Consider the following 17,471-nt stretch of genomic DNA (forward strand, 5'->3'; position numbering starts at 1 on the left):
CAGATAGACAGGGCAATGCCGCCGAAATTCGCCCGGGCGAAAAAAAAGCCCGGTCAGGCCAGTGGCCCGGTGAGCAACGGCACAAAACGCACGGCGCCCAGCACCCGTCGCGAGAAGCCGTGTTCTTCGCGCACGATCAGCATCAACTGCTGGGTTTCACCGGCCGGCCCCACCGGTATGACCATGCGCCCGCCCGGGGCGAGCTGGTCGAGCAGGGCCTGGGGCACCTCGGGCGCGACCGCGGTGACGATGATGCCGTTGTAAGGCGCAAGTGCCGGCCAGCCTTCGCAACCATCGCCCCAACGGAACACCACGTTGCGCAGGTTCAGCTCGATCAGGCGCTCCTTGGCGCGGTCCTGCAGGACCTTGATACGCTCGACGGAAAACACCCGCTCGACCAGTTGCGCAAGAATTGCGGTCTGGTAGCCGGAACCGGTGCCGATCTCCAGCACCTTGTCCAGGGGACCGGCTTCGAGCAGCAGCTCGCTCATGTGCGCGACCATGAACGGCTGGGAGATGGTCTGGTTGTTGCCGATTGGCAACGCCGTGTCTTCGTAGGCACGGTGGGCCAGGGCTTCATCGACGAACAGGTGCCGAGGCGTGCGGCGCAGTACCTCGATCACCTTGGGGTTCGAGACCCCTTCCTCGATCAGGCGCTTGATCAGCCGTTCGCGGGTTCGCTCAGAGGTAAAACCGATACCATGGCGCATCAGATCATCCTGTTCGCGCATCAGAGTAAGCCCTCCAGCCAGCCGTCGAGGCGCTCGAAGGCATCGTTGAAGGTCCGGTCGAGCTGCAGCGGAGTGATCGAGACGTAGCCCTGCATCACCGCGTGGAAATCGGTCCCCGGGCCGCCATCTTCGGCATCACCGGCCACGGCGATCCAGTAGCCTTCCTTGCCCCGCGGATTGACCACCTTGGTCGGAGCCGCAGCGCGGGCGCGATGGCCCAGGCGGGTCAACTGAATGCCGCGGATGTGTTCCAGCGGCAGGTTGGGGATATTGACGTTGAGCACCGTACGAGGTGGCAGCTCGAGGCTGGCATGAGCCTCGACCAGCTTGCGGGCGAAGTAGGCAGCTGTCGGCAGGTTGTCGGGCAGGCGCGAGAGCAACGAGAAGGCAAACGAGGTACCGCCGAGAAAACGGCCCTCAAGCGCAGCAGCCACGGTGCCGGAATACAGCACGTCATCGCCAAGGTTGGCGCCCAGGTTGATCCCCGACACCACCATGTCCGGAGCGGTCGGCAGCAGGCCGTTGAGGCCCAGGTGGACGCAATCGGTCGGCGTGCCGTTGAGGCTGATAAAACCATTGGCCAGGGTTTGCGGGCACAGCGGCCGGTCGAGCGTCAGCGAGCTGCTGGCGCCGCTTTTGTCCTGGTCCGGGGCGATCACCACACATTCGGCATAATCCGCCAGCGCAGCATGCAGCGCGGCGAGACCGGGTGCGGTAACCCCGTCGTCGTTCGAAATCAGAATACGCATGGGCTGTCCGTCTGCCCTGCCGGCACCAGATCAACAAGCTCGCGCACCACCACGGTGGCGAAGCATCCGGCCGGAAGGACGAATTCCAGTTGCAGGATATCAGGCTCGGGATAATGCCACGTCAGCCCGCTAATGGGCAGTCGCAGAATGCGTCGTTCGTGACTCATGCCCGCCCGCGCCAGCCATTGGCACAAGGCGCCATGCTGTTCACCGATACGTTGCTCGAGTTCACTAGCCGCGCCGCTGGCGCCGGACTGCCCCTCGCCCCATAGCGGGCCGGTGGGGTGCAGGTCGAGAATTGCCAGGCGCGGATCGGAACATTCAGCCTCACCCGCCGGAAAAAAGCTGCGGCTGTCGGTAAACGCCAGCAGGTCACCGACCTGTGCCTGCTGCCAACTGCCGTCGGCGACACGCGCGGCCAGCACCTGGTTGAACAGGTAGCTACGGGCGCTGGAGAGCAGCCGCGAACGAACGTTGCGCTGCTCAGGCAAGGCCTGGCGGTTGGCCCACTCACGGGCGTCGTGGACATTGCCGCCGTCGTGACCAAAGCGCTGGGTGCCAAAGTAGTTAGGCACGCCCTGGCTACGGATTTGCTCAAGCCGTGCATCCAGCGCCGCACGTTCAGCCTTGAGGCCAGTGAGGCGCAAGGTGAAGCCGTTGGCCGAATGCGCGCCGCGCTGCAGCTTGCGTGAGTGGCGGGTCTGCTTGAGGATGCTCAGGGTGTGGTTTTCGGCGGCGCTCAGGTCCGGGTCGGCCTTGCCCGGCAGGTGCAGGCTGAACCACTGGCGGGTCAGCGCCTGGCGGTCCTTGAGGCCGGCGTAGCTGATGCTGCGCAGCGGCACGCCGGCGGCGCGGGCCAGGCGACGGGCAGCCTCTTCGGTGTTGAGGTCACGTTTTTCGACCCACAGCCACAGGTGTTCACCGCTGCCGCTGAGGGGAATGTCGAGTACTTCATCGACCTGGAAGTCTTCGGCGCTGGCCTTGAGAATTGCGCTGCCCAGCGCTTGGCCCGCAGCACGCGGGCCGAGCAGTTCGAGTTCGCTCATCATGCCGGCAGCAACAGGGCAACGGCGTGAACCGCGATGCCTTCCTCACGCCCGGTAAAACCAAGCTTTTCGGTGGTGGTGGCCTTGACGTTGACCTGATCCAGCTCGACCTGCAGGTCCTGGGCGATCAACTGGCGCATGGTGTCGATATGCGGGGCCATCTTCGGTGCCTGGGCAACGATGGTGGCGTCGATGTTACCGACCTTCCAGCCCTTGGCCTGAACGATCTGCACCACATGGCGCAGCAGCACGCGACTGTCGGCGCCCTTGAACTGCGGATCGGTGTCGGGGAAATGCTTGCCGATATCGCCCAGCGCCGCAGCGCCAAGCAGGGCATCGCTCAGGGCGTGCAGCACAACGTCGCCATCAGAATGGGCCAGCAGCCCGAACTTGTGCGCAATGCGCACCCCACCCAAGGTGATGAAATCGCCTTCCGCGAAGCGGTGCACATCGTAGCCGTGGCCAATACGCATAAAAAAACGCCCTGATTGAGTCAGGGCGTGATTCTACCTGCTTTGCCGGCGCTTGGGCTTGATTTGTAGGATCAGTTACCCGGGCCTATCAGCGCTGCGGCATGATGCCGCAAGTGGTCATCAATGAAGCTGGCAATGAAGTAGTAGCTGTGGTCATAGCCCGGTTGCAGGCGCAAGGTCAGCGGATGGCCCGCCACCCTGGCCGCCTGCTCGAGCACCTGCGGCTTGAGCTGGTTATCGAGAAAATCATCGCGATCGCCCTGGTCGACCAGCAGCGGCAAGCGCTCGCCAGCCTCGGCGAGCAACACGCTGGCATCCCACTCGCGCCAGCGCGCCCGGTCCTCACCCAGGTAGCGACTGAAGGCCTTCTGCCCCCACGGGCAATCCATCGGGTTGCTGATCGGCGCGAACGCCGACACCGAACGGTAACGCCCCGGGTTGCGCAAAGCGCACACCAGCGCACCATGGCCGCCCATGGAATGACCGCTGATACCGCGCTGACTTGAGGCCGGGAAATGCGCCTCGACCAATGCCGGCAATTCCTCCACCACATAGTCGTGCATGCGGTAGTGCTGGGCCCACGGCTGCTCGGTGGCGTTGAGGTAGAACCCGGCTCCCAGGCCAAAATCCCAGGCGCCGTCCGGATCAGCCGGCACCTGCGGCCCGCGCGGGCTGGTGTCGGGGGCGACTATGATCAAGCCAAGCTCGGCAGCCAGCTTGTGCGCACCGGCCTTTTGCATGAAATTCTCGTCGGTGCAGGTCAGACCGCTCAGCCAGTACAGGACCGGCAGCTTGCCGCCCTGCTCGGCCTGCGGCGGCAGGTACACGGCAAACACCATGTCGCAGCCGAGCACCTGGGAGCGATGGCGGTAGCGTTTATGCCAGCCGCCGAAGCTCTTCTGGCAAGAGATGTTTTCCAGGCTCATGGCAGACCTCAGAAGTGGATGACGCTGCGAATGCTCTTGCCTTCGTGCATCAGGTCGAATGCCTTGTTGATGTCTTCCAGGCCCATGGTGTGGGTGATGAAGGTATCCAGCGGGATTTCGCCTTTTTCCGACATTTCCACGTAGCTTGGCAGCTCGCTGCGGCCACGCACGCCACCGAAGGCCGAACCGCGCCAGACCCGGCCAGTCACCAGCTGGAACGGACGGGTGGAAATTTCCTGGCCGGCACCGGCAACGCCGATGATCACCGACTCGCCCCAGCCCTTGTGACAGCATTCCAGCGCCGCACGCATCAGTTGCACGTTACCCACGCACTCGAACGAGAAGTCGACGCCACCATCGGTGAGATCGACGATCACTTCCTGGATCGGACGGTCGTAGTCTTTCGGGTTGACGCAGTCGGTGGCACCCAGCTGTTTGGCGATCTCGAACTTGCTCGGGTTGATGTCCACGGCAATGATCCGCGAAGCCTTGGCCTTCACCGCACCGATGATCGCCGACAGGCCAATGCCGCCCAGGCCGAAGATGGCCACGGTATCGCCCGGCTTGACCTTGGCGGTGTTGAGCACCGCGCCGATACCGGTGGTTACGCCGCAACCGAGCAGGCAGACCTTCTCCAGCGGGGCTTCTTTCTGGATCTTGGCCACGGAGATTTCCGGCAGCACGGTGTACTCGGAAAAAGTCGAGGTGCCCATGTAGTGGAACAACTGCTGGCCCTTGTAGGAGAAGCGCGTGCTGCCGTCGGGCATCAGGCCCTTGCCCTGGGTGGCGCGGATGGCCTGGCACAGGTTGGTCTTGCCGGAGCGGCAGAATTTGCACTGACCGCACTCGGGGGTGTACAGCGGGATCACATGATCGCCAACGGCAACCGAGGTCACACCCTCACCGATGGCTTCGACGATGGCGCCGCCCTCGTGGCCGAGGATCGACGGGAAGATGCCTTCCGGGTCGGCGCCCGACAAGGTGTAGGCATCGGTATGGCAGACGCCGCTGGCGACCACGCGCAGCAGCACCTCGCCGGCCTTGGGCATGGCCACGTCGACTTCGACGATCTCCAGCGGTTTCTTGGCCTCGAAGGCAACGGCGGCACGGGACTTGATCATCAATCTTCTCCAGCAAGGGGTCAGTTCAGGCTTGCAGTGTAATTCATCGATATTTGATGAATAATCCAGGCAAAGACAAAACATTATTGCTGCACAGGGATAATCAATGAGCAATCTGTGGGAGGGTATCGACGAATTCGTGGCCGTCGCCGAAGCCGGGCAGTTCACCGCCGCCGCCGAACGCCTCGGGGTGTCGTCGTCCCACGTCAGCCGGCAGATCGCCCGCCTGGAAGAACGCCTGCAAACCCGCTTGCTGTACCGCAGCACCCGGCGGGTGACCCTGAGCGAAGCCGGGCAGACCTTCCTGCAGCATTGCCAACGCCTGCAGGACGGCCGCGAAGAAGCCCTGCGCGCCATGGGTGACCTGACCAGCGAGCCTAAAGGGCTGCTGCGCATGACTTGCGCCGTGGCCTACGGTGAGCGCTTCATCGTGCCGCTGGTGACGCGCTTCATGGCCGCCTATCCGCAACTACGGGTGGACATTGAACTGAGCAACCGCCCGCTGGACCTGGTGCATGAGGGCATGGACCTGGCCATTCGCCTGGGCCGTTTGCAGGACTCGCGGCTGGTGGCCACGCGCCTGGCGCCGCGGCGCATGTACCTGTGCGCGTCACCTGCGTATCTGGAACGCTACGGCCGCCCGCACAGCCTGTCGGAGCTGGCGCGGCACAACTGCCTGATCGGCAGCTCCGACAACTGGGCGCTGCAACTGGACGGGCGGGAGATCGGCCAGCGGGTTCAGGGCAACTGGCGCTGCAACAGCGGCCAGGCAGTGCTGGACGCGGCGCTGCAAGGGATGGGCTTGTGCCAGTTGCCGGACTACTACGTGCTTGAACACCTCAAAACCGGCGCGCTGGTGTCACTGCTGGAAGCGCATCAACCGCCCAATACCGCGGTGTGGGCGCTGTATCCGCAACAGCGGCATTTATCGCCGAAGGTGCGCAAGCTGGTGGATTATCTGCGCGAGGGATTGGCGGGGTTGCCTGAGTATCGAGGTGCCTGAAAAGCATCGCGGGGCAAGGCCGCTCCTACTGTAGGAGCGGGCTTGCCCCGCGAAGAGTGCTCAACCGCGCTTGGCCCAGCGCTGGCGCAGCCACTCGAGGTCTTCGGGGCGGGTGACCTTGATGTTGTCGCTGCGCCCTTCGATCAGGCGCGGCGCCTGCCCGGCCCATTCGATGGCCGATGATTCGTCGGTAATCGCCACGTCGGCCACCAGGCTGTCGGCCAGGGCCCGGTGCAAGGCACCGAGACGGAACATCTGTGGCGTGTAGGCCTGCCACACGGTACTGCGGTCGATTGTGCTGCTGACCCGGCCGTTGGCATCGGCGCGCTTGAGGGTATCGCGTGCCGGCACCGCCAGCAGTCCACCCACCGGGTCATCGGCAAGCTCTGCGAGCAAGCGGTCGAGGTCGCTGCGGGCCAGGTTCGGCCGCGCGGCGTCGTGCACCAGCACCCAGTCGCTGTCCGCCGCGCCCTGGGCGTGCAGCAGCAACAAGGCATTGAGCACCGAATCGGCACGTTCCTGGCCACCTTCGGCACGCTGGATACGGGGATCGCTGGCGCAGCGTAAACCGGGCCAGTAGGGATCGTCAGCGGCAACGCTGACCACCACCCCTTTGACACAGGGATGGTCAAGAAAACAGTCGAGGCTATGCTCGAGAATGGTCTGCCCGCCCAACTGCAGGTACTGCTTGGGACGGTCGGCAGCCATGCGGGCACCAACACCCGCGGCGGGGATCACGGCCCAGAAGGCCGGCAAGGTCGGGTTCATTGGGCAAGCTGGTAGAGGGTTTCGCCCTCCTTGACCATACCCAGTTCGTGGCGAGCCCGTTCTTCGACGGTTTCCATACCTTTCTTCAACTCCAGTACCTCGGCATCAAGCACACGGTTACGCTCCAGCAAACGCTCGTTTTCAGCGTGCTGGTCAGCGATCTGTTGCTTGAGTTCGGTGACCTGGGCCAGGCTGCCATTGCCCACCCACAGACGATACTGCAGGCCACCGAGCAGCAGGAGCAAGACGAGGAACAACCAATAAGGACTGCGCATCAGGGTATCCAGTGGAAAAGACCGCCACATCTGCAGGTCGCTGATGGCACGAAGCCTGGCCGAAGCCAGGCTTTGTGTTCAGACACCTGCAGCAAGGGCTTCTGAACGATCAGTATGACCGTTCAGCGCCGCTTTGCTGCGGTCTTTTTACCATCTCTTGCTTAGCCGCGAAACTCGGCACGGCCACGGTACACAGCCTTGCTGCCCAGTTGCTCTTCGATACGCAGCAATTGGTTGTACTTGGAGACGCGGTCGGAACGGCACAGCGAACCGGTCTTGATCTGGCCGGCAGCGGTACCCACGGCCAGGTCGGCAATGGTCGAGTCTTCGGTTTCGCCCGAACGGTGCGAGATTACCGCGGTGTAACCGGCAGCCTTGGCCATCTGGATGGCTTCCAGGGTTTCGGTCAGCGAGCCGATCTGGTTGAACTTGATCAGGATCGAGTTGGCGATGCTCTTGTCGATGCCTTCTTTCAAGATCTTGGTGTTGGTCACGAACAGGTCGTCACCGACCAGTTGCACCTTGGCGCCGATCTTGTCGGTGAGGATCTTCCAGCCAGCCCAGTCGGACTCGTCCAGGCCGTCTTCGATCGAGATGATCGGGAAGCGCTCGGTCAAGCCTTTGAGGTAGTCGGCAAAACCTTCGGCGTCGAACGACTTGCCTTCGCCGGACAGGTTGTACTTGCCATCTTCGTAGAACTCGCTGGCCGCGCAGTCCAGGGCCAGGGTCACGTCGGTGCCCAGCTTGTAACCGGCGTTGGCGATGGCTTCGGCGATGGCCGACAGCGCGTCTTCGTTGGATGCCAGGTTAGGCGCGAAACCACCTTCGTCACCGACAGCGGTGTTCAGGCCACGGGCCTTCAGCACAGCCTTGAGGTGATGGAAAATCTCGGTGCCCATGCGCAGCGCGTCGGAGAAGGTCTTGGCGCCAACCGGCTGAACCATGAACTCCTGGATGTCGACGTTGTTGTCGGCGTGCTCGCCGCCGTTGATGATGTTCATCATCGGAACCGGCATCGAGTACTGGCCTGGGGTGCCGTTGAGGTTGGCGATGTGCGCGTACAGCGGCAGGTCCTGGTCCTGGGCAGCGGCCTTGGCGGCAGCCAGGGACACGGCGAGGATGGCGTTGGCGCCCAGCTTGGCCTTGTTCTCGGTACCGTCCAGTTCGATCATGGCGCGGTCGAGGGCTTTCTGGTCAACCGGGTCCTTGCCCAGCAGCAGGTCGCGGATCGGGCCGTTGATGTTGGCAACTGCCTTGAGTACGCCCTTGCCCATGTAACGGCTCTTGTCGCCATCACGCAGCTCCAGCGCTTCGCGCGAGCCAGTGGAAGCACCGGACGGCGCGCAGGCGCTGCCGATGATGCCGTTGTCGAGCAGCACGTCCGCTTCTACGGTAGGGTTACCACGCGAATCGAGAACTTCACGACCTTTGATGTCGACGATTTTTGCCATTGTTGTAAGCACTCCAGAATTGACGAAAACAACGCAGCTGAGAAAAATCTTGCCGCTCGCCGGGCAATTTGAAACAGGCAGGCCCGGCGAAAGCAGACCCCTGACCCGAGGGTCAGAGGTTGAACGGGGGGTACTTTACCGGAGAATCGAGGATTACGCGGTTTCTACCGTCGGAAAACTCTTCACCAGGTCATCAAGTTGCTTGAGCTGGGCCAGGAAAGGCTCCAGTTTGTCCAGGCGCAGGGCGCAAGGACCGTCACACTTGGCGTTGTCCGGATCCGGATGCGCCTCGAGGAACAGGCCGGCCAGGCCCTGGCTCAGGCCCGCCTTGGCCAGGTCGGTGACCTGGGCGCGGCGACCACCGGCGGAATCGGCGCGACCACCCGGCATCTGCAGGGAGTGGGTGACGTCGAAGAACACCGGATACTCGAACTGCTTCATGATGCCGAAGCCGAGCATGTCCACCACCAGGTTGTTGTAACCGAAGCTCGAACCACGCTCGCAGAGGATCAACTGATCGTTACCGGCCTCTTCGCACTTGGTCAGGATGTGTTTCATTTCCTGGGGTGCGAGGAACTGGGCTTTCTTGATGTTGATCACCGCGCCGGTCTTGGCCATGGCCACCACCAGGTCGGTCTGGCGCGAGAGGAAGGCCGGCAACTGGATGATGTCGCAGACCTTGGCCACCGCAGCAGCCTGTTCTGGCTCGTGCACGTCGGTGATGACCGGCACGTTGAAGGTCTTCTTGATCTCTTCGAAGATCTTCATCCCCTCTTCCAGGCCAGGGCCACGGTAGGAGTTGATCGACGAACGGTTGGCCTTGTCGAAGCTGGCCTTGAACACGTAAGGGATACCGAGTTTCTCGGTAACCCGCACGTACTCTTCACAGACCTTCATGGCCAGGTCACGGGATTCCAGCACGTTCATGCCGCCGAACAGGACGAACGGCTTGTCGTTGGCGATCTCGATGTTACCGACACGAATGATCTTCTGGGTCATGAATCAGGCCTTGTTCTTTTGAGCCAGTGCCGCCTTGACGAAGCCGCTGAACAGCGGATGGCCGTCACGCGGGGTCGAGGTGAACTCCGGGTGGAACTGGCAAGCGACGAACCATGGATGATCCTGGGACTCGACCACTTCGACCAGCGCGCCGTCACCGGAACGACCGGAGACTTTCAGGCCGGCTTCGACCAGTTGTGGCAGCAGGTTGTTGTTCACTTCGTAGCGATGACGATGACGCTCGACGATCACGTCCTTGGCGTAGCAGTCGTGAACCTTGGAGCCGCTTGCCAGCTGGCATTCCTGGGCGCCCAGACGCATGGTGCCGCCCAGGTCCGAGGCTTCGGTACGGGTTTCGACTGCGCCGGTGGCATCTTCCCACTCGGTGATCAGGCCGACGACCGGGTGACCGCTGTTGCGATCGAACTCGGTGGAGTTGGCGTCTTTCCAGCCCATGACGTTACGGGCGAATTCGATGACCGCTACTTGCATGCCCAGGCAGATACCCAGGTACGGGACCTTGTTCTCGCGAGCATATTGCACGGCAGTGATCTTGCCTTCGACGCCACGCAAGCCGAAACCGCCTGGAACCAGGATCGCATCGGCGCCCTCGAGCAGGCTGGTGCCCTGGTTCTCGATGTCTTCGGAGTCGATGTAGCGCAGGTTGACCTTGGTGCGGTTCTGGATGCCGGCATGGCTCATCGCTTCGATCAGCGACTTGTAGGCGTCCAGCAGCTCCATGTACTTGCCGACCATGGCGATGGTGACTTCGTGCTCGGGGTTGAGCTTGGCGTCGACGACCTTTTCCCACTCGGACAGGTCGGCACCGTTGCATTGCAGGCCGAAACGCTCGACGACGAAGTCATCCAGGCCCTGGGCGTGCAGTACGGCCGGGATCTTGTAGATGGTGTCGACGTCTTCCAGGGAAATCACCGCACGCTCTTCGACGTTGGTGAACAGGGCGATCTTGCGGCGCGAGGAGACATCCACCGGATGGTCGGAGCGGCAGATCAGCACGTCTGGCTGCAGGCCGATGGAGCGCAGCTCCTTGACCGAGTGCTGGGTTGGCTTGGTCTTGGTCTCGCCAGCGGTGGCGATGTACGGCACCAGGGTCAGGTGCATCAGCATGGCGCGCTTGGAGCCCACTTCGACGCGCAGCTGACGGATAGCCTCGAGGAACGGTTGCGACTCGATGTCACCCACGGTACCGCCGATTTCCACCAGGGCCACGTCGGCGTCGCCGGCACCCTTGATGATGCGGCGCTTGATCTCGTCGGTGATGTGCGGAATGACCTGGATGGTCGCGCCCAGGTAATCACCACGGCGCTCTTTGCGCAGCACGTGCTCGTAGATACGGCCGGTGGTGAAGTTGTTGTTCTGGGTCATGGTCGTGCGGATGAACCGCTCGTAGTGGCCCAGGTCCAGGTCGGTCTCGGCGCCGTCATGGGTGACGAACACTTCACCGTGCTGGAACGGGCTCATGGTGCCCGGGTCGACGTTGATGTACGGGTCCAGCTTGAGCATGGTGACCTTGAGCCCCCGCGCCTCCAGGATGGCCGCCAATGAAGCCGAGGCAATGCCTTTCCCCAATGAAGAAACAACACCGCCCGTGACGAATATGTAGCGCGTCATGAAAAACCCTAGAAGTCTGCGTTAAAGCGGTCAGTGCCGCCGGGGAAAGCGAAGGAAGGCCGAAGCCCCCGATCACCTGCGTCAATCACAGTGCATCTTAAAAAACTGCCGCGTCTGGTCACACCGGGGGTTGGATACCCGGTTAGGAGCTCGCTAAACATTTTTAGAATCGCCCAGCAAAAAACTGCTTGGTAATCGGCAACTGCTGTGATTTCGGGGAAGCCACAGAAGCTGTATCAAGAAGGGAGCGTAGTCTACCCGAATGTGCCTTTCATCTCAAACCTTGCTCGCTCGTCGGCGCATGCCAATGCAATTGCCAGTCGCCCTGGCTCAGCCCCGGCAGGTTAGCGACCGCCAGCAATTGCCCGGCGCAATACAGCAACGGCAGGCGCGAACGGGCGAATGACGGCAGTTGCGCCTCGTTGAGCAGGCGCTTCAAGTCGCGCTGGCCGCGGCCGGCGATTGCCAGGGTTTCGCCGCCCTGGCGGTAGGCAATGTGCAAGGGGCCCTGCGGCAACGTGCCGCTGAGGCTGACACTGCCGTTGTGGCTCAAGGTCAGCGCTTTGTGCGGGTCAGCCCAGACCTGCCGGCCACCTGCAGGCATCAACCAGTCACCGGCCAGCCACCAGATACGGCCAGCGGCGCGGTGCAATTGGCCGTCGGTCAGTTGCCACAGTGGCCGTCCGTCGGATGCCGCATCGCGCAGGGCCTCCCAGCCTGCCCAGTGGCGGCTGTCGGGCAAGCGCGTGCGCGGCGCCAGCCAATATTGCAGGGCGTTGCGCTGGCGCGCCGGGGATAGCTCGCGCAGCACCTCGAGGTCGAGCGAGTCCAGGCCAAGCCAGTCGAACGCTGCCGGGGTCGCGGCCCGGACCAGGTCGTCCTGCGCCAGTTCATCGAGCAGGCCCTGGGCTTCGCTCAAGTGCTCGGCGCTGCGCGCGAGGTTTTGCGCGGCCTGCGGCCAGCGCTGCAGCAGTGCCGGGAACACCTGGTGGCGCAGGTAGTTGCGCGAGAATTGCGTATCGGTGTTGGACGGGTCTTCGATCCAGCTCAACTGCTGAGCCTTGGCGTACGCCTGCAGGTCGTTACGCGAAACACCCAGCAACGGCCGCAGCAACATGCCCTGCCCTAGCGGCCGCTGCCCGGGCATGGCGCCCAGGCCGCGCAGGCCGGCGCCGCGCAACAGGCGAAACAGCAAGGTTTCGGCCTGGTCTTCGCGGTGCTGGCCGGTCAACAGGATTTCGCCGGGATGCAAGGCAGCGGTAAAGGCGGCGTAACGCGCGTCACGGGCGCCCTGCTCAATGCTGGCGCCAGGGGCGACCTTGACCCGAATGATCTGCAGTTCAACGCCCAGGGCGTCGCACAGGCGCTGACAATGCGCCGGCCAGGCGTCTGCCGCAGCCTGCAGGCCGTGGTGGATGTGAATCGCGCGGATGGGCGGTATTGGCTGCTGGCGGGACAGGCTTGCCAGCAGGTGCAGGAGGACACTGGAATCCAGGCCGCCGGAGAGGGCGATGCACCAGGAGGGGGCGGTGAGCCAGGGGGACAGCTTGGTGTGAAGATCAATCATCAGCGTCGACCCGGTTGCGAGCGCTTTGCGCTCGATCGCGGGTCAAGCCCGCTCCCACAGTTTGCCTAGAGCCCTGTGGGAGCGGGCTTGACCCGCGATTGTCAGATCAGAGCCCGTAGCTCATCAGACGGTCATAGCGGCGCTTGAGCAGCGCGTCGTTGTCGAACTTCTTGAGCATGTCCAGTTGCTCGATCAGCTCGCCGCGAACGGTGGCGGACATTTTTGCCGGATCACGGTGCGCGCCGCCCAGGGGCTCGGCGATAACCTTGTCGACGATGCCCAGGCCTTTCAGGCGCTCGGCGGTGATGCCCATGGCTTCGGCTGCGTCGGAGGCCTTTTCGGCGGTCTTCCACAGGATCGAGGCGCAACCTTCCGGCGAGATCACCGAGTAGGTCGAATACTGCAGCATGTTCAGCTGGTCGCAGACACCGATGGCCAGTGCACCGCCGGAACCACCTTCACCGATTACGGTGGCGATGATCGGGGTTTTCAGGCGGGCCATGACCCGCAGGTTCCAGGCAATGGCTTCGCTCTGGTTGCGCTCTTCGGCGTCGATGCCAGGGTAAGCGCCCGGGGTGTCGATGAAGGTCAGGATCGGCATCTTGAAACGCTCGGCCATTTCCATCAGGCGGCAAGCCTTGCGGTAGCCTTCCGGGCGCGGCATGCCGAAGTTGCGGCGAACCTTTTCGCGCACTTCGCGGCCTTTCTGATGACCGATGACCATCACCGGCTTGTCGTCCAGGCGGGCGATACCACCGACAATCGCGGCGTCGTCGGAGAAGTGACGGTCACCGTGCAGCTCGTCGAACTCGGTGAAGATGTGCTCGATGTAGTCCAGGGTGTACGGACGGCGCGGGTGACGGGCCAGGCGGGCGATCTGCCAGCTGGTCAGGTTGCCGAAAATGCTTTCGGTCAGGGTGCTGCTCTTGTCTTGCAGACGGGCGATCTCATCGCCGATGTTCAGCGAGTTGTCATTGCCAACCAGGCGCAGCTCTTCGATCTTGGCTTGCAGGTCAGCAATCGGCTGTTCGAAATCCAGAAAATTCGGGTTCATAGGCATCCGTCTTGGGTCTACGGCCAGGCGGCCGGCCGGTTGATCCGTTTGGCGCCCTACCTTAAGGGATCAGGCGCATTCAGGTCGAGATTAAAAATTCATCGATATTGCAAAAAGACGTTCTCACGTCCGAACTGGTCACGCAGGGCCTGAATCAAGCCATCGGCCGGGTCGATGCGCCAGCTTTCGCCGAACTGCAACATGGCCTTGGCATCGCTGCCGGTGTATTCCATGGTGATCGGGCAGGCGCCGCGATGGCGCTTGAACAGCTCGCCCAGCCAGTTCAGCCGGTCGCCCTTGAGGGCATCGGCGTGCACTTTAAGGCGCAGGCTTTCGGCCAGGTTGGTGCGGGCATCTTCCATGCTCATCACGCGCTTGACCCGCAGGCGCAGGCCGCCGGAGAAGTCATCGTTGCTGACCTCGCCTTCAACCACCACCATAGCATCGGTCTGCAGCAGCGCCTGGTTGGCCATGAAGGCATCGGCAAACAGCGAGGCCTCGATGCGCCCGGAGCGGTCGTCGAGGGTGACAAAGCCCATCTTGTCGCCCTTCTTGTTCTTCATCACGCGCAGGGCAATGATCATCCCGGCGACGGTCTGGGTGTCGCGCGCAGGCTTGAGGTCAATGATGCGCTGGCGGGCAAAACGGCGGATCTCGCCTTCGTACTCGTCGATCGGGTGACCGGTCAGGTACAGGCCCAAGGTGTCTTTTTCACCACGCAGGCGCTCCTTGAGGGTCAGCTCGCGGGCCTTGCGGTGGTTGGCATAAACGTCGGCATCCTCTTCGACAAACAGCCCGCCGAACAGGTCGGCGTGGCCACTGTCGGCGGTGCGCGCGGTCTGCTCGGCCGCCTTGATCGCCTCTTCCATCGCCGCCAGCAGCACTGCACGGTTGCGGTCGATGTTGGCCTGGTAGGCCTTGAGCTCGTCATGGAAGTACGGGCCCAGGCGGTCCAGCGCGCCACTGCGGATCAAAGCATCGAGGGTGCGCTTGTTGATGCGCTTGAGGTCGACCCGCTCGCAGAAGTCGAACAGGTCCTTGAACGGGCCGCCGGCGCGGGCTTCGACGATGGCCTCGACCGGCCCCTCGCCCACGCCCTTGATCGCCCCCAGGCCATAGACGATGCGGCCATCGTCGTTGACCGTGAACTTGAAGTCGGAGGTGTTCACGTCCGGCGCATCGAGGCGCAGCTTCATGCTGCGCACTTCCTCGATCAAGGTCACGACCTTGTCGGTGTTGTGCATATCCGCCGACAGCACCGCGGCCATGAACGGCGCCGGGTAGTGGGTCTTGAGCCAGGCAGTCTGGTACGAGACCAGGCCGTAGGCGGCGGAGTGGGATTTGTTGAAGCCGTAGCCGGCGAATTTCTCTACCAGGTCGAAGATGTTGCCGGCGAGGTCCGGATCAATGTTGTTGCTGGCGCAACCTTCAATGAAACCGCCGCGCTGCTTGGCCATTTCCTCGGGCTTTTTCTTACCCATGGCCCGGCGCAGCATGTCCGCACCACCGAGGGTGTAACCGGCCATGACCTGGGCAATCTGCATCACCTGTTCCTGGTACAGGATGATGCCGTAGGTCGGTGCCAGAACGGGTTTCAGGCCTTCGTACTGGTAATCGGAGTGCGGGTAGGCAAGTTCCGCGCGACCGTGCTTGCGGTTGATGAAGTCGTCAACCATGCCCGATTGCAGCGGGCCGGGACGGAACAGCGCCACCAGTGCGATGAGGTCTTCCAGGCAGTCGGGCTTGAGCTTCTTGATCAGCTCCTTCATGCCCCGCGATTCAAGCTGGAACACCGCCGTGGTTTCGGCCTTTTGCAGCAGGTCGTAGGTCTTCTTGTCATCCAGCGGGATGAAGTCGATGTTCAGGTCATCCAGGCCTTTCTTGGCCTGTTCGCGGTTGATGGTTTCCATCGCCCACTTGATGATCGTCAGGGTACGCAGGCCGAGGAAGTCGAACTTCACCAGGCCTGCGGCCTCGACGTCATCCTTGTCGAACTGGGTGACCAGGCCGCCGCCCTCTTCATCACAGGCAATCGGCGAGAAATCGGTAAGCTTGGTCGGCGCGATAACCACGCCACCGGCGTGTTTACCGGTACCCCGGCAGACGCCCTCGAGCTTGAGGGCCATGTCCCAGATTTCCTTGGCGTCTTCATCGCTCTTGAGGAAATCGCGCAGGATCTCTTCCTGCTCGTAGGCTTTTTCCAGGGTCATGCCGACTTCGAAGGGGATCATCTTCGACAGGCGGTCAGCCAGGCCGTAGGACTTGCCCTGGACCCGCGCCACGTCGCGCACCACCGCCTTGGCCGCCATGGTGCCGAAGGTGATGATCTGGCTCACGGCATTGCGCCCGTAGGCGTCAGCCACGTATTCGATTACCCGGTCGCGGCCATCCATGCAGAAGTCGACGTCGAAGTCGGGCATCGATACCCGTTCCGGGTTGAGGAAACGTTCGAACAGCAGGTCATAGGCCAGCGGGTCGAGGTCGGTAATCTTCAGTACGTAGGCTACCAGCGAACCGGCACCCGAACCCCGGCCCGGGCCAACCGGCACGCCGTTGTTCTTGGCCCACTTGATGAAGTCCATAACGATCAGGAAGTAACCGGGGAAGCCCATCTGGATGATGATATCCAGCTCGAACTTCAGCCGGTCCAGATAGACCTGGCGCTTCTCTTGGTAATTCGGCGTGGTCTCTTTCGGCCACAACACCGCCAGACGCTCTTCCAGGCCCTCGTGGGAAACGTGACGCAGGTAGTCGTCGATACCCATGCCGTTGGGCGTCGGAAAGTCCGGCAGGAAGTGCTTGCCCAACTGCACCTGGATGTTGCAGCGCTTGGCGATCTCGACGGTGTTGGCAATCGCTTCGGGCAGGTCGCTGAACAGCTCGGCCATTTCTTCCGGGCTTTTCAGGTATTGCTGGTCGCTGTAGTTGCGCGAGCGGCGCGGGTCATCCAGCGCCCGGCCTTCACCGATGCACACGCGGGTTTCGTGGGCGTCGTAGTCGGACTGCTTGATAAAGCGCACATCGTTGGTGGCTACCAGCGGCGCGTCCAGCTTGTCGGCCAGGGCCACGGCGGCGTGCAGGTATTCTTCGTCACCGGCGCGGTTGGTGCGCTGCACTTCGACGTAGAAGCGCTCCGGGAACATCTGCATCCAGTCGCGCAGCAAGGCTTCGGCTTCGTCCGGGTTGCCATTGAGCAAGGCCATGCCGATGTCGCCTTCCTTGGCCGCGGACAGGGCGATCACGCCCTCGCTGGCTTCGGCGATCCACTGGCGCTCGATGATCACCAGGCCATTGCGCTGACCATCGACCCAGCCACGGGAAATCAACTCGGTGAGGTTGCGGTAGCCCTTGGCATCCATGGCCAGCAGGCAGATGCGCGACAGCGGCGCATCCGGGTCGCTGTTGGCCAGCCACAGGTCGGCGCCGCAGATCGGCTTGATGCCGGCACCCATGGCGTTCTTGTAGAACTTGACCAGCGAGCACATGTTGCTCTGGTCGGTAACCGCGACCGCCGGCATGTTCATCGCCGCCAATGCCTTGGCCAGCGGCTTGATCCGCACCAGGCCATCGACCAGCGAGTATTCGGTGTGCAGGCGAAGATGAACGAAAGAAGCCGACATGATGATCCTATAGCAGCACAAAACAACAAGGCCCGGATTGTACCGGGCCTTGATCA

Annotated in this window: 15 protein-coding genes; 1 reads left to right on the top strand and 14 read right to left on the bottom strand. The window is 62.7% G+C overall.

The features are described 5' to 3' along the window. Positions 1-53: 53 nt before the first annotated feature. From UB48_RS01140 to UB48_RS01165, 6 genes are all read right to left on the bottom strand, one after another. On the bottom strand, positions 54-731 hold the full coding sequence (locus UB48_RS01140; protein WP_045193603.1) for a protein-L-isoaspartate(D-aspartate) O-methyltransferase: 678 nt from the start codon (positions 729-731) through the stop codon (positions 54-56). After that, positions 731-1,480 carry a 5'/3'-nucleotidase SurE gene (gene surE, locus UB48_RS01145; RefSeq protein WP_045193604.1) on the bottom strand — a complete coding sequence of 250 codons (750 nt, stop codon included), beginning with the start codon at positions 1,478-1,480 and terminating at the stop codon, positions 731-733. Before surE ends, UB48_RS01140 begins: the two co-directional genes overlap by 1 nt. Next, entirely contained in the window at positions 1,468-2,526 is a 1,059-nt protein-coding gene (gene truD / locus UB48_RS01150) for a tRNA pseudouridine(13) synthase TruD (RefSeq protein ID WP_045193715.1), read from the bottom strand. Before truD ends, surE begins: the two co-directional genes overlap by 13 nt. Continuing rightward, positions 2,526-2,999, bottom strand: coding sequence for a 2-C-methyl-D-erythritol 2,4-cyclodiphosphate synthase (ispF, locus tag UB48_RS01155; RefSeq protein WP_045193605.1), 474 nt, complete (start codon positions 2,997-2,999; stop codon positions 2,526-2,528). The genes truD and ispF overlap by 1 nt, the downstream gene beginning before the upstream one ends. A gap of 71 nt (positions 3,000-3,070) precedes the next feature. Then, positions 3,071-3,925 (bottom strand): S-formylglutathione hydrolase, encoded by an 855-nt coding sequence (fghA, locus tag UB48_RS01160; protein WP_045193607.1) that lies wholly within the window; start codon positions 3,923-3,925, stop codon positions 3,071-3,073. 8 nt (positions 3,926-3,933) lie between these two features. Then, positions 3,934-5,046, bottom strand: a complete 1,113-nt coding sequence (locus tag UB48_RS01165; protein ID WP_045193608.1) for an S-(hydroxymethyl)glutathione dehydrogenase/class III alcohol dehydrogenase — start codon at positions 5,044-5,046, stop codon at positions 3,934-3,936. 106 nt (positions 5,047-5,152) lie between these two features. Between UB48_RS01165 and UB48_RS01170 the strand changes: the two genes are divergently transcribed. Beyond that, positions 5,153-6,049, top strand: coding sequence for a LysR substrate-binding domain-containing protein (locus UB48_RS01170; protein WP_045193609.1), 897 nt, complete (start codon positions 5,153-5,155; stop codon positions 6,047-6,049). A gap of 60 nt (positions 6,050-6,109) precedes the next feature. On the opposite strand, the gene ispD is transcribed toward UB48_RS01170, so the two are convergent. The 8 genes from ispD to dnaE form a co-directional block, all read right to left on the bottom strand. Beyond that, on the bottom strand, positions 6,110-6,817 hold the full coding sequence (gene ispD, locus UB48_RS01175; protein ID WP_045193610.1) for a 2-C-methyl-D-erythritol 4-phosphate cytidylyltransferase: 708 nt from the start codon (positions 6,815-6,817) through the stop codon (positions 6,110-6,112). Then, entirely contained in the window at positions 6,814-7,092 is a 279-nt protein-coding gene (gene ftsB / locus UB48_RS01180) for a cell division protein FtsB (protein ID WP_038996723.1), read from the bottom strand. The genes ispD and ftsB overlap by 4 nt, the downstream gene beginning before the upstream one ends. 161 nt (positions 7,093-7,253) lie before the next feature. After that, entirely contained in the window at positions 7,254-8,543 is a 1,290-nt protein-coding gene (gene eno / locus UB48_RS01185; protein ID WP_045193612.1) for a phosphopyruvate hydratase, read from the bottom strand. A 153-nt stretch (positions 8,544-8,696) separates the two neighbouring features. Next, on the bottom strand, positions 8,697-9,542 hold the full coding sequence (gene kdsA, locus UB48_RS01190) for a 3-deoxy-8-phosphooctulonate synthase (RefSeq protein WP_045193613.1): 846 nt from the start codon (positions 9,540-9,542) through the stop codon (positions 8,697-8,699). A 3-nt stretch (positions 9,543-9,545) separates the two neighbouring features. Continuing rightward, positions 9,546-11,174 (bottom strand): CTP synthase, encoded by a 1,629-nt coding sequence (locus tag UB48_RS01195; protein ID WP_038996727.1) that lies wholly within the window; start codon positions 11,172-11,174, stop codon positions 9,546-9,548. 271 nt (positions 11,175-11,445) lie between these two features. Then, complete coding sequence (gene tilS / locus UB48_RS01200) at positions 11,446-12,741, bottom strand: tRNA lysidine(34) synthetase TilS (RefSeq protein WP_045193614.1); 1,296 nt, start codon at positions 12,739-12,741, stop codon at positions 11,446-11,448. Between the two features lie 106 nt (positions 12,742-12,847). Continuing rightward, on the bottom strand, positions 12,848-13,795 hold the full coding sequence (locus UB48_RS01205; RefSeq protein ID WP_045193615.1) for an acetyl-CoA carboxylase carboxyltransferase subunit alpha: 948 nt from the start codon (positions 13,793-13,795) through the stop codon (positions 12,848-12,850). Between the two features lie 98 nt (positions 13,796-13,893). After that, a complete protein-coding gene (dnaE, locus tag UB48_RS01210) occupies positions 13,894-17,415 on the bottom strand; it encodes a DNA polymerase III subunit alpha (protein ID WP_045193616.1) in 3,522 nt (1,173 codons plus the stop codon). Positions 17,416-17,471: the final 56 nt, after the last annotated feature.

The sequence above is a fragment of the Pseudomonas sp. 2(2015) genome (genome assembly GCF_000955865.1).
Taxonomy (GTDB): Bacteria; Pseudomonadota; Gammaproteobacteria; order Pseudomonadales; family Pseudomonadaceae; genus Aquipseudomonas.